The sequence below is a fragment of the Pseudomonas sp. Leaf434 genome, from assembly GCF_001425545.1.
Lineage (GTDB): Bacteria > Pseudomonadota > Gammaproteobacteria > Pseudomonadales > Pseudomonadaceae > Aquipseudomonas > Aquipseudomonas siliginis.
The window spans coordinates 1,626,340-1,639,291 of the sequence record NZ_LMQZ01000001.1; the positions used below are offsets into that span (position 1 = coordinate 1,626,340).

Genomic DNA, 12,952 nt, shown 5'->3' on the forward strand with positions numbered 1-12,952 from the left:
TTATTGCAGGCCGGCTGGACGGACGGCAGAGGGCGGAAAGTTCCGAAAACAGGACGGTTGGCTTGACCCTGTTCCACGACCAATGTGGGAGCGAGCCTGCTCGCGAATGCGGTACGTCAGTCACCGATTTGGCGGCTGATCCAGCGCTTTCGCGAGCAGGCTCGCTCCCACAATGGTTCGTTGGCAATCAAGCGATCTTCAACGCCCTCAGCACCACCAGCGTCTGCTCGGCGAAGACCTGCGCCTGTGCGGTCAGCGCGGCGATATTGGCTTCGGCAGTGAGCAGCGGCTGGCCGTTCTCTACCAGCACTTCACCTTGTTCGCTGATCACACTCCACGCCAATTGCGCCCACTCGGCTGGCTGCTGTTTGCCTTGCTTGATCGAGATCAGGAACAGCTGCTGGAAGCGGCTGACCGTCACGCCACCGCCAGTGACCGGGCTGGCCAGGGTCTGGATGTTGGCGCCGTACAGCGAGCGTTTGCACAGTTGCAGATTGAGCGCGGCGCAGCGACCGCTGACCTGCGACTCGGCGGCCTCGCTCTGGCACGGAGCGACCGCGCCCATACCGATCAGCACGGCCAGGGCTTGTTCGAGGTCGTCGTAAGCCAGCGCAGTCTCGGACAGCAATTGGCGCATGGATTTGGCCGCATAGTTTTGCGCCGCCAAGGCATCGAGCACCGGGCCGTAGATTTCCGCTTGCAGGGTCGCTTCGCCGGCAGGACCGGTGACCGAACCCGCGACAGTTTCCCAGGGTTGCAGCAACGCGAAACGGCTGTGCAGCATTCTCGCGCGGCGTTCGGCAGCGGACAGGCGGGTCGCGCCACGTACGTACAGGTCGCGGCGGAAGTGCTGGTTGACGAAGTAGTCCCGCGCTTGCTCGCGCATGATCGGATGTTCGATGGTTTCCAGAAAGTCCATGCCTTCAGCGCTCAGGTTGAGCGGGGCGACCGAATCCAGCGGCACTGCCGTGGTGGCGTAGTCGAGTTTGGCCGAGGCCAGCGCGTCGACCATGTCGGCGAAGTACATGCAATTCCAGTCACGGTTGAAATACTCGTGGGCGACGTAGTGACGATCCTGACCCTTGATGCTCTGCAGCCGCGCGCCGAGACTCGGCGCCGCAGCGGCGTATTTCGGGTTGGCCGCGAGCAGTGCTTCGGAAAATTGCAGTGCGGCGTCGATGCGCTGGTCGGAGCGCGACGAGGCATTGGCAAAGCGGTCATGCAGGCTGAACAGATTGCGCAGCGGCGCCGACGGCGACCAGCCGGGGAAGCAGTTGTAGCTGACGTAGAGCATGCCGCCCGGTTTAAGGTGACGGCGGGCGAATTCGACGATCAGTTTCTGATTGTCGCGGCTGACCCAGGTCCAGATGCCATGCAGGCTGATGCTGTCGAACTGCGGCAGATCATTGCGCGCCAGCAGCTGTTCGAAGCTGTCGTCATACAGACGCGCGCCATTGTTGGCGGCAGTCGCGAGTTCGATGGCATGGGCCGCCATACCCGGGTGAAAGTCCGTACCGACAAACGAACCCGGGTTGGCGGTGGCGTGGATGTTGATCGACACGCCCTGACCGAAGCCCAGTTCGCAGTGCACGCCGTCGTTGCTTTCCAGCGTGGCGAACCCGCGCAACAACAGGCAGTAACGCAGGAATACCGGATTGATCTCCCGGCTATAGCTGTAGGTGTAGCCTTCGTCGGTGAAATAACCTTCGTTCCAGGCGTTGCTCATGGGGGCGGTCTCTTGTTCTTGAAAGTGATGGCAGTCTTATAAGGGGTTGTCGCTGCGCGCGACAAATTGAAAAAACGGATACTTCCCCAAACCCTGTGGGAGCGAGCCTGCTCGCGAAAGCTTTTTTTCAGTTTGAATATAATCGGCTGACACGCCGCTTTCATGAGCAGGCTCGCTGCCACAGGGATCTTCAACACATCCAAGCAGGATTGATGGACCGATCACGCACTCCACGGCCCATTCGCGCAGGCATTTTGTAGCCAGCCGAAACTGTCATATTCCCTCCCACTCGTCTGCCCATAGTGACCAGCCCAACGCTGATTTCATGAGGCTGCACTGTGTTCCAACGTCTTCTGTGTTCGCTGTCCCTTCTGAGCCTGTCCATCGCCGCTGCCCACGCGGCCGAGCCTGTCAGCCTCGACACGCCGCGCTTGAGCGGCATCGACAACTTTCGCGACATCGCCGGCATCACCACCGCGTACTCCGCCGCCCACGACGGCGTTATGCGCAGCGGCGTGTTCTACCGCTCCAACGCTTTGACGCCGTCGGCGGCGGATCTGGCGACACTCAATGGTCTCGGCATCAAAACCATTTACGACCTGCGCACGCCCAGCGAAATTGCCGCTACGCCCGACACGATGATCACGGGCGCGGCCTATCGCAATATCGACATCATCGGCAGCACCACCTCTGGTGCGAACATCACCAATATCTCGTTCCACAGCGCCGCCGAGGCCGTGGCGATGATGGAGGAAACCAACCGCGCTTTCGTCAGCGATGCCGGCATGCGCGGGCAGTTCGGCCAGTTGTTCAATGAGTTGGCCAGTGTCGACGCCGCGCAGTTGTTCCACTGCACCGCCGGCAAGGACCGCACCGGCTGGACCGCCACCGTGTTGCAGAGCATCGCTGGCGTCGATGAGGCGACGATCATGGCCAATTATCTGGCGACCAACGACTACACCGCCGCCCGTGTCGCCGCGACCCTGAAAGCCTTGCCGCCGAGCATGGCCGCTGTCTACGAGCCGCTGCTCGGCGTGCAGGCCAGTTACTTGCAGGCCGGTCTCGACCAGGTCGCCGCTGAGTACGGCAGCATGGACAACTACCTCAAGCAGGGCCTCGGTCTGTCCCAGGAAACCATTTACGTGCTGCGCGGCAAACTGGTCGAGTACAACAGCCTGCCGGGGCAGGCCGGGCTGGTCGGCAACGCCGCCGCTGGTGCCGAATTGCTGCGGCAGTTGCAGAACTCCGAGCTGTCCGGCACCTACAGCGCCTACAACTACTACCTGCAATCGGCGATCGACGCCGGCAGTCTGGTCGGTGTCGAATCTCAAGTCGGCGGTCAGGTCCACGCTGATGCGGCCAGCTACCTGCTGCGGCAGAACGCGATGATCGAACAAGCCGCCGCACCGTTCGTCAGCGGCAGCGATCTGAAGATCGGCCAATACCGACTCTGGAGCACCGCGCTTGCCGGCTACCTCGGCACGGACGGCTCGGCCCACGCCGACAGCAGCAACGAACACAGCCAGGGCCTGATGATCGGCATTACCCAGCGCTTCAACGAACAACTCAGCGCGCGCGGCGGCTTTGGCTACAGCAAGGGCAGCGTGGGCGGCGCGGGTGGCGAGGCCAATACAGACTTCACCTTCCTCAACCTCGGTGCGCGTTACGGCCTCATCAGCCTTGAGCGCGGCTTGTTTGTCGATGCCAACGCCAGCGCCGGTTACGTCGACTACGACAGCAAACGCGAGCTCGGCGGTGGTCTCGGCACTGCCAAGGGCGACACTCACGGCAATCTCACTGGCGCGACCGTGGCGTTGGGTTATCGCCTGCCGCTGAGCAGCGTGATTGTCGAACCGAACCTGGGCTTTCGCGTCAGTCATCTCGACTTGCAAGGTTTCAAAGAGAAGGGCAGTGAGCTGGCGCTCGACGTCGACGGCATCAAGCAAACCCGCCGCAGCGCGGTGGCTAATCTCGACGTGTCATTCGCCCCAGTGGCCGTGGGTGCGTGGCAGTTGGTCCCGGGCGTTCGCGTGGGCTATGAACGTGCGCTCGGCGATCAGCAAGTCGACAGCGAAGGCCACCTGCTGGGGCTGGATATCGAGCAGCGCGCGGCGTTCGACAATCGCGACCAGTTCAGCGGCGGCATCAACTTGATGGCCAACCTCGGCGCCCTGAGTGTAGGCGCTGAGGTCGGCGCCAACGGTGGCGGTGACAGCCATGGTTTCAATGGCGGTCTAAAGGCCAGTTACGCCTTTTGAACACAGCGAGCCCGGCAAATTGCCGGGCTCTTGCGCTCAAGCATGCTGCGCACGCGAAGGTTGCTGTGTGCGTGCCGGTGGCGCGGTGGGTTCGGGCAGGGAGGCGACATGCACGGTGCGCGCCGGGAAGGCGAACGTCGCGTCCAGCTCGGCCACCGCTTCCATGATTGCCAGATTGATGCGTTGCTGCACGTCCATGTAGACGTTGTAGCTGGCGTCCAGAACGATATACACCGTCTCGAATTCCAGCGCGCTCTCACCAAAACTGCGGAAATGGCAGCGGTCGAAGCGCGCCTGTTTTTCGTTCTTGATGATGCTTTCAACGCGTTGGGTGATCTGGCGGATCTGTTCGCTGGTGCACTCGTAAGTCAGACGAAATTCGAACACCACTCGACGCTCCTGCAAGCGTTTGTAGTTCTGAATGGTGCTGCCGATCATGTCGGCGTTGGCCATGACAATCTGCTCACCGCCGAGACTGCGGATGCGCGTGGTCTTCAGGCCGACGTGCTCGACCGTACCGGCCAGCGTGCCGACGACGATGAAATCGCCCACCTCAAACGGCTTGTCGACGGCAATCGACAGCGAGGCGAACACGTCGCCGAGAATGTTCTGCACCGCCAGCGCCACCGCGATACCGCCGACACCCAGGCTGGCGACGAATGCAGTGATGTTGACGCCCAGGTTCGACAGCATCGCCAGCAGAATCACCGCCCACAGCAATACCTTGACGCCCCACAGGCTCAGGGTCGCCAAGGCGCTCGCTTGAAAGGAGCCGGTCGCGTTATGCCGCGAGAAATAGCGATGCAGCCCCAGTGCCAGCGCGCGGTTGGTCCACAGGCCGACCTGCAACGCCGCCACCACGAACCACAAACTGCTGACACGCCCGAGCCAGCGCTCGGGCAAATCCAGCAAACCGATGCCGACCAGAATCGATGCCAACAGCAGCAACGTGATGCTGGTCGCCGCCAGCACTTCGCTGGCCATGTACGTCAGATGCCCATTGCCGGCAGTGGCCCGCGCCTGCACCTTGCGGAAAACGAAGCGGATCGCCGTGGTGGTCAGCAGATAACTGAGCGTTGCGGCGAGCAACGCCAAGACCCAGTTCGCCAGTGAAATTCCCAGAAGTGTGTGCGTCGTGAAAAAGCCGATGAAATCCTCAGTCATTGAAACCCCCTTGCGAAGCCTGCGACGACGCTGGCGCAGAAGCGCAGCGTCGGCCGCAGCCAGGTAAACGCCGCCTGAATCGGCTATGCCGTCAAGCGACCTGTCTGGGGTTAGTCGCCCTGAGATTCCTGCTGTTCAATCAAATGCAGGTTTCGCCGGACCGAATGGTCAACGCCTGGCCTTCAACTCCGCTGGGCTAACGCCATAAGCACTCTGAAAATACTGACAAAAGCGCCCGATATTACTGAAGCCAAAGCTCAACGCCACCTCCGTCACGGAGCCTGCATGCCCGCGCACCAACGCCTCATAGGCGCGCTGCAAACGCACCTGCCGCTGATACGCCACGATCGACATCCCGACAAAACGTCGAAAACCTTCCTGCAAGGCGCGCTGGCTGACATGGCTCAACCGCGCCAGATCCACGCCACTGACCAACTGCTGCGGATGCGCCTGAATAAATTCCATCGCCACCTTCACGTGTCGCGGCGCCACACACGGCGCCGGCCCCCGTAATGCCTCGGTGAAATTGTGCGGCCACGCCTCCAGCACCGCATCGATCAACATCTCGCGCAACCGTGACGGCATCAACGTGCCGCTGTTGATCAAGGCATCGAACTCAGTGCCCGTGGCCAGATCGATCAACGCCTTGAGGCCCTGAAATGCCGGGGCATTCAGATCCACGCTTGGCTCAAACACGATCTTCTGCACGACCGGTCTCTCCAGCAGCGCCGACAACCGCTCGGTGAGTTGCAGACGATTGATCGAAATGCCGTGATGCGCGTGATCGTCAACAAAACGCATCGAACGGATATCCGCCTTGTCGATTGCCAGACCGACATGCTCCATGCCGATGGACTCGGTGGCGTGGTTGAAAACGATCTTGCCGGCGGTGGGGATGACGAAAGTGATTTCGTTCTGCGGGTCGGGGAGGGTGACGCTGAAATCGCCGTGGTAATGCATACGCCGAAAACTCACCCCGTCGTGCCGCCCGTAGACACCGCCGATGATGATGCTGGAAGGTGGCGGCGGAGTATCGGCGTAGCGGTTGCCGAAGAGCCTGGAGAACAGGGCGCCGAAGTCGGAAGAGGTGAGGTTGTCGGAGCGCAGGATAATTTTTTGCCGGGTTGAGGATGCAGTTGCGATGGGCGGCATTTTGGAATGCGGGCTCTTGGGGCGACGGGAGGGATGGGAAGATTAGTGAATTGGCGTGACTGTCTGGTGACAAGGCTTTGGAGCATCGTTTGCTTTCGACTTCAGCGGTGACTTCTGATGAATCGCCAATTCGGCGCCAGCACTACATGGTTAAGTTGAATGGTGTGAGTTCGCAAAATTGAATGGCGGCGACGCTACCGAACTAAATCGAATTGTGTCCGATTGCTTTACAGTTTGGGGATGGATAGGTGGGAGTGCTATTGGCTTTATAGTAATCGAATATATTGTCGATCCGTTCCGTGTCTAATATAAGTCCGGTACTTCTATAGCGCTTCAATAAGCGAAAAGGTGATAGTTATGAAAAAGCTCCTTTTTTGTGCGCTTGCCATGCTATTTATGATTGGCTGCGCTTCGTCCGGTAATCAAGCTGCGCTCGAAGCCCATGCGGACGCGCCGGCGACCGCAAAGCAGCTAACGGGCAGCGAAATAAAAACTACGGTCATAGGCCGAAAATATTCCAGCGTAACGTCCACTGGTTATCCTTTCTCGCAAGTATTAAGCGCTGACGGAACTGCACAAATTCAAATCTCCAGCGAGTCCATGCAGTCAGGAAGTTGGGTGATTACGGGGGATGTGATCTGCGTTGCCTATCAAAAATACGGTAAGGAATGCAGCAAAGTGTTAACAGATGGGGGCTCGATTTGGTTCGTTGACAGTACGACGAATAAAACCAACAACAAATTTATCGCCAACTAGAGCGGACATCATTTTGAGAGCGGGTAGCGGCTGCTTCACGCCTGGTTCATATCAGGTATTGAAAGAACGACGCCACTGACTGGGCGTAGCCTTTTCCACCTGCCGAAAGGCCCGATAGTAAGAGTTGACGTCGTCATAACCCAGAAGATACGCCACCTCTTTGAGCTCCAGGCTCGTATCAGCCAGCAGCTGCAACCCAACTTGACGCCTCGCCTCGTTGAGCAGTGCGTTGAAGGTCGTGCCCTCGGACGCCAAACGGCGCTGCAAGGTTCGCTCGCTCTGCAACAGTTCTCTGGCGAGGTGTTGCAAACTTGGCCGTCCGTTCGCCAGCGTGCGCTTGAATATTTCAATGACCTGCTCACAGAAGCCAACCGGCGCCTCGATTGCGCGTAATGCGGCATCGAGGCCGGGGCTCATCATGTGCAGCACCTGCGCATTGTGTTGCAGAAACGGCCGGTCAAGATCAGAGGCGCTCAAGATCATCTCGTCATGGCTGGCACCGCAGTTGATGGGACAGGCGAAATAATCCGAATGAGTTTCCAGCGGTGGCTTCGGCCGCCGAAAGCTCAATGACATTGGCGTGATGTGTTTTCCGGTGCCTCGTCGACCGAGCTCCAGTACCAAGGCAAAACACGCCTCCACTGAAAGATAGGGCGCAGGCCCCGTGCCGGATGGCCACTGAATCGTGAATGACACAGTGTTCTGGCGCTCGACCATGGATAATTTGTCGGGACTGCACAGGCGCTGCAAGCGCGCCAACCGCGCAAGTCCGTCGCGATAATCAGCAGCATATAACGCCGTGATGAACGCCATTTTGTGCTTCGCACTGGGCGTGTCGCGAACCATTTTTATCGCAAAAGCCGGATCCGCCGAAAGCGCCTCAATGGCGTTCCAGACAGCGAACAACTGCCGTGTGCTGACAAAGGTCGATTCGTTCAGATGAAGGTCATGGGGCAGTTGAGCATGTTGCTCAATCAACGAGGGATCCAGTCCCAGCTGCGCTATTGATTCCCAGAATACCCTGGGAAATTTACACCGCTCGGTGCTGGTGTGAAGGTGCGGCATTTCCAGACTCCGAACTGCAGGATAGCGGTGATGCGTGATGCAATGCGCCGCAAATGGCGCGTTCTGCAAGTATTCTGGCGGAAGGCGCCCACAGGCTCATACCGCTTCGCTTTTACCATTGTCGTCAACACACTGAGCCAAAAGGAGCTCACGATGACAATGACTTTCTATACCAACCCCAATTCTCGCGGGCGCATGGTGCGCTGGATGCTCGAAGAAATCGGCTGCGCGTATGAGACGGTGATCATGGATTACCAGTCGAGCAGTCAGGCTGACCGTTGGGGCGGTGCTGCGCTGGCAGTGCCAACGATGGCCGATGCTGATGATCGGCGTGTCGGCTTTTTTCGCGACGTGAACCCGATGGGGAAGATCCCGGCCCTGGTGCATAACGGGCAAACCATAACAGAAACTGCCGCCATCTGTGCGTACCTGGCGGAGGCATTTCCCGAAGCCGGGCTGGTCCCGGTGGCAGCGGAGCGCGCCGCTTATTACCGGTGGATGTTTTTCGCTGCGGGGCCGCTGGAGCAGGCGGTCACCAACTACCGCGCCAGTTTCAACCCGACGCCGGATCAGGAGTTTTTCTTTGGCTACGGAAGCTATGAGCGCACGGTCGATCAGCTTGAGCGCGCGGTATTGGCGCATCCGTTTATCGCCGGGGAACGCTTCACCGCTGCAGACGTTTATGTTGGCTCCCACATTGGCTGGGGGTTAGGCTTGCAAACCTTGCCGCCCAGGCCTGCGTTTCTCGCCTATGCCCAGAAGTTGACCAGCCGCGACGCCTACAAACGTGCGGTGGCGAAGGATGAAGCGCTGTTGGGGGCCAGATGACTGATGCGCCTGCCATGATTTTTCGCAAAACTCAGGGAATTTGATAATGCCGCTCAACCGACTCGACTTCACCACACGCTTGCTGATCGATGCGGGCATTGGTGAAGGGATGCGAATCCTGGACGTAGGTTGCGGTTCGGGTGATGTTTCGTTTTTGCTGTGTGATCTCGTGGGAAGAGGCGGGGAGATCATCGGCGTTGATCACGATGCCGCTGCCATTGCCATTGCCATTGCCGTTGCACGCCAGCGCACCGCAGGACATGCGCCGACCTTTCTTGAGGGAGACCTCTTGGAATTGCCAGACTCTATCGGCAGTTTTGACGCCATCGTCGGCAGGCGCGTTCTGATGTATCAACCGGATGCGGTGGCGACGATCCGAGCGCTGTCGAGATGTCTGCGTCCCGGCGGGATCATGATCTTCCAGGAACACGATACGACGATGGCGCCCGCCAGCGTCGAGCCTTTCCCTTTGCATGAAAAAGCGCAACGTTGGTTACAGCAAATGCTTGCTCGCGAAGGAGCGGATTTGCACATCGGGTTCAACCTGCACGGCATTTTCACTCAGGCAGGCTTGACCGTTGAAAGCGTGCGCGCTGAGTGCCTGATGCAAACGCCTGATGCGCCGTACAGCCTTGGCGCCATCGTTCGAGCGTGCTTCCCGCGAATCATTGCGTTAGGGGTGGCGAGTGCAGAAGAGGTAGAAATTGAAACGTTGCAGGCACGTCTGGATCAAGAGCGTTCAGCCTCTTCGGGCATCTACGTCGGCGATGTGATGTTTGGGAGTTGGGCTCGGAAAAGTTGACGTTTTGAGAGACGGATACAAAGGGGAAGCATCATTTATGGACAATAAACTGATATCTAAAGTCGCGGTCATTACGGGCGCGGCTCAAGGGATCGGCGCCGCGATTGCACGCCTAAGTTCACTCAGCGATCAGCAGCATGAGCCCGATCTTGATTTCTAGTTGACAAGAACCTTGCGGGTTGAGAACTTGAGACCACTCACCAATCGAAATGGATTTCTGTGTCGAAAAATAACCTCAAGTCAAGAGGCAGCTAGATCACATTTCGCTTAGGGCATCCGCAGTGACGTATAACCCAACACAGCATAAAATTTAAAGCATAAAAATTTTCTTGGAGCATTCAATGACATTCAAAGTTATCGGAAAAACGATCGATCTGAAAAGTGGCTCTCACGTAATATACTGCCAGGCATCACCAGAGCGCTATTTAGACATTGTCGGAGAGCGATTTGGAGAGTTCTCTATACAGCGCAAAAGAGAAACTCACAAAGCTTATAAACGACTGAAGAACGATATAATTGAAGGTTCTTTGCTCCCATCGATAACACTGTCCGTTAAGCATCATCTCGTGGATGAAATCACCAAAAGTTTCGATGATGATGCTGTGCTGGAAAGACTGCTATCTGGGCATGACGTGGTAGACATTCTCGATGGACTTCAAAGAACATTTATTCTTTCCGACATTAAATCAGAGGGAATACAATTCAAAGAAAATCAAGAGCTTCTTTTGGAGTTTTGGCTTGAGCCTGAAATCAGTAAGTTAATCTATCGAATGATAGTGCTTAATTCCGGACAAAAGGCAATGTCCATGAGGCACCAAGTTGAGCTACTGTTTCTTTCGCTCCGAGAAACTATTGTCAACAAAGTTGAAGGGATCGAAATTATCAGAGAGAAAGACGCAAAAAGGAGAACTCAACCAAACAAGTATTCTCTAAACAATATCGCCTCGTCGTATCACGCTTTCATTACAGCGCAACACGAGACCGACAAGGAAAACCTCGTAGCACAGCGTTTAATTGATGAAGATGCTTTCGATTCCACCGAGCAGGAACTTACAGAGCAATTCGAAGACTATATAAAATATCTACGGATATTTTATGAACTGGATCAACTTTGCTGGCAGCACTATACTAATCTAGATTTCGATGGGCTTTTTGCAGAAAGAGACGATGACAATCTCCAGCTTCAACGAGATGCTCTGGAAGATGCCGCCCCGTGGCTGGGCACAGAAAACGTAATGCTAGCTTTTTTCGGGGCCATATCTCAATACATTAACCTTGGCAAAAAGAACAGGGTTGACAATGCGCTCGCTTCATTAATTGAAGACGCTAAGAATGCGGACGTGACCGACCCGCTGGGCATCGTAAGCTTTAATACAGTGAAGTCAGGTTTGAATGCAAGGAAAACTAACGTTGGTTTTGCCACAAGGAAACTCATAGCAACGGGATTTAAAGAGTTTTTTCGCGAAGACGGCGAAGTAAAGCTGCATAGATGCTGGCCATCTGCGGCGGAGTGATCAATGAACATCATGGCAGTTTCGAAACATATTCAGTCGATTATTCGGCTGTTTGAAGATGCTGGAAGTGACTTTCGTCCTGAATGGAATGCTGAAGAACATTTTATTATTAACGATTTTATTGCCTTGCCAGTATTTGAGCTAGAATGCTCAATTAACTCGGAGGAGGACATTGATATAAATGATGAGCACGGAAACCTGTTGGGAGTTCTTTGCCCAATGGGAGCTCCAGGCGATATTTATTCAGTAAACGAGTTGAGCACTCATAAGCTCAATGCATTTATTCACGATATCGACGATGACCAATTTGGGCTAAGTCCGTCACATACATTTAAAAGTCATTACCTACTTGTTCATAAAGACTTCATTGCCCAATACACTACAGATTTCTTAGAGTCCGCTCCAATCTGGGGTGGGTTCACTCACAAAAAACGATCCCCCAAATACAAAAAAACCATTACAGAAATAATAATCTCAAGAAAGATGTTCACACCTACAATACGTCACAATGCCGACCTTGAAAGAGCGATTTCAGCGGCGAATGGCTTTGATCGATTCCTGAAGTACTATCATCAGCTTGAGCTTTTATTTGATGTTATTTTTGTGTCAAAAATCAGAAGCTTACCGAAACACTCCATTGAAGGATTTAGTTCTGTTGTAAAGGATTATCAAAGAAAAGAACTTGAGTCGCTAAAAGGAATTTTTAAAGATTATGTTACCGATTCACAAGCACTACTATCTATCATGGCAACCTGTACGCCATATATCCAAATCATGGAATCTGTATTCCAAGATTACTCAAAAGACGGAAACCCTGTAACTTCTGACCAGGCCAAATGGGCTAGCCTCCTCACTTTCCTTCAAGGCAATGACCATACTTTCGCCAGAGCAAAGCAGCTAACGTTGATCTCGCAGAGCACAAGCAGTTCACTCGACCATTTTATATTGAATTTAACAGCGTACTGGGTTTACCGTATACGCTGCTCGATTGCTCATAACAAAATTGGAGAGTTTATCTTTAGCGACTCACATGAAGAATTTATCGTTGAGTTTGGCGAAAGGCTAATAAAGGAGGTCATTATGCAAATCTTTTCGAACACCGACCTTGAAGGAATTTTAGCTAGTTAGGATGAAACTCTTTCAAGTCCGAAACCTTCATAAAAAGGGATGTATGAGGGCGCCCCTTCAGGGTTAAGCTCTACGGCCCTGCAAATAAGAGCCACCCTAATAGGCTTGTCGCGCTACGGGCCTATCAGGCCTATATAAAACTTTGAAGCAGTAACTTACATTACCGCAGTACATCTGAAATCAATTTATTCTAGAAAAAACTATACTATGCTTTTCTCTTTTTTGAATTAAACAAACCAAATATGGTCTTGTTGGTGTCGACAAATCTTGCTTTCCATTGCTGAATGCTGTCATCGTTTGATTAGTGAGCGTAAAGGTTTTTAGATGATTATGAGGGTAATGGAGATGCGTTAAGTATTCGTTTATTGAGTCCATCAGTCTTACGTGCTCAGCGCCTGAGTCTCGGGTCAATAAAGCCCCCAAAAGCCAAGCTCGCTATTAACGCAAGCAAGAGATTGAACATAGAGTTTCAGTTTGCTGTTCTTATGAGCTGCTTTTTCTAGATTAAACTTTTCTTACAAGTCACTAGGCGCCAACATACCAGCTTCTGGGGCAAGAT

General features: G+C 54.9%; 10 protein-coding genes. 6 read left to right on the forward strand and 4 right to left on the reverse strand.

The window, feature by feature from the left end; all coding sequences use genetic code 11:
* Positions 1-187 precede the first annotated feature (187 nt).
* A complete protein-coding gene (locus ASG55_RS07255) occupies positions 188-1,726 on the reverse strand; it encodes a class I SAM-dependent methyltransferase (RefSeq protein ID WP_056784962.1) in 1,539 nt (512 codons plus the stop codon).
* A gap of 338 nt (positions 1,727-2,064) precedes the next feature.
* Here ASG55_RS07255 and ASG55_RS07260 point away from each other — a divergent pair, with 338 nt between their 5' ends.
* A complete protein-coding gene (locus ASG55_RS07260; protein WP_056784966.1) occupies positions 2,065-3,984 on the forward strand; it encodes a tyrosine-protein phosphatase in 1,920 nt (639 codons plus the stop codon).
* A 36-nt stretch (positions 3,985-4,020) separates the two neighbouring features.
* Here ASG55_RS07260 and ASG55_RS07265 read toward each other — a convergent pair whose 3' ends face one another.
* Both ASG55_RS07265 and ASG55_RS07270 read right to left on the reverse strand, forming a co-directional pair.
* Positions 4,021-5,148: a mechanosensitive ion channel family protein gene (locus ASG55_RS07265; RefSeq protein WP_056784968.1), complete on the reverse strand. Its 1,128-nt coding sequence runs from the start codon at positions 5,146-5,148 to the stop codon at positions 4,021-4,023.
* Positions 5,149-5,316: 168 nt separating this feature from the next.
* Complete coding sequence (locus ASG55_RS07270; protein ID WP_056784971.1) at positions 5,317-6,300, reverse strand: helix-turn-helix transcriptional regulator; 984 nt, start codon at positions 6,298-6,300, stop codon at positions 5,317-5,319.
* A 357-nt stretch (positions 6,301-6,657) separates the two neighbouring features.
* Here ASG55_RS07270 and ASG55_RS07275 point away from each other — a divergent pair, with 357 nt between their 5' ends.
* Positions 6,658-7,056: a hypothetical protein gene (locus ASG55_RS07275; RefSeq protein WP_056784974.1), complete on the forward strand. Its 399-nt coding sequence runs from the start codon at positions 6,658-6,660 to the stop codon at positions 7,054-7,056.
* A gap of 51 nt (positions 7,057-7,107) precedes the next feature.
* Here the strand turns inward: ASG55_RS07275 and ASG55_RS07280 are convergent, their stop codons facing one another.
* Entirely contained in the window at positions 7,108-8,121 is a 1,014-nt protein-coding gene (locus ASG55_RS07280) for an AraC family transcriptional regulator (RefSeq protein WP_082530264.1), read from the reverse strand.
* A 30-nt stretch (positions 8,122-8,151) separates the two neighbouring features.
* On the opposite strand from ASG55_RS07280, the gene ASG55_RS07285 reads away from it, so the two are divergent.
* The 4 genes from ASG55_RS07285 to ASG55_RS07300 all read left to right on the forward strand — a co-directional run bounded on the left by ASG55_RS07285 (position 8,152) and on the right by ASG55_RS07300 (position 12,393).
* A complete protein-coding gene (locus ASG55_RS07285; RefSeq protein ID WP_201783054.1) occupies positions 8,152-8,949 on the forward strand; it encodes a glutathione S-transferase family protein in 798 nt (265 codons plus the stop codon).
* A gap of 46 nt (positions 8,950-8,995) precedes the next feature.
* Positions 8,996-9,751 carry a class I SAM-dependent methyltransferase gene (locus ASG55_RS07290; protein WP_056784976.1) on the forward strand — a complete coding sequence of 252 codons (756 nt, stop codon included), beginning with the start codon at positions 8,996-8,998 and terminating at the stop codon, positions 9,749-9,751.
* A gap of 341 nt (positions 9,752-10,092) precedes the next feature.
* Complete coding sequence (locus ASG55_RS07295) at positions 10,093-11,265, forward strand: hypothetical protein (protein WP_056784979.1); 1,173 nt, start codon at positions 10,093-10,095, stop codon at positions 11,263-11,265.
* A gap of 3 nt (positions 11,266-11,268) precedes the next feature.
* Positions 11,269-12,393 carry a hypothetical protein gene (locus ASG55_RS07300; protein ID WP_056784981.1) on the forward strand — a complete coding sequence of 375 codons (1,125 nt, stop codon included), beginning with the start codon at positions 11,269-11,271 and terminating at the stop codon, positions 12,391-12,393.
* Positions 12,394-12,952 lie beyond the last annotated feature (559 nt).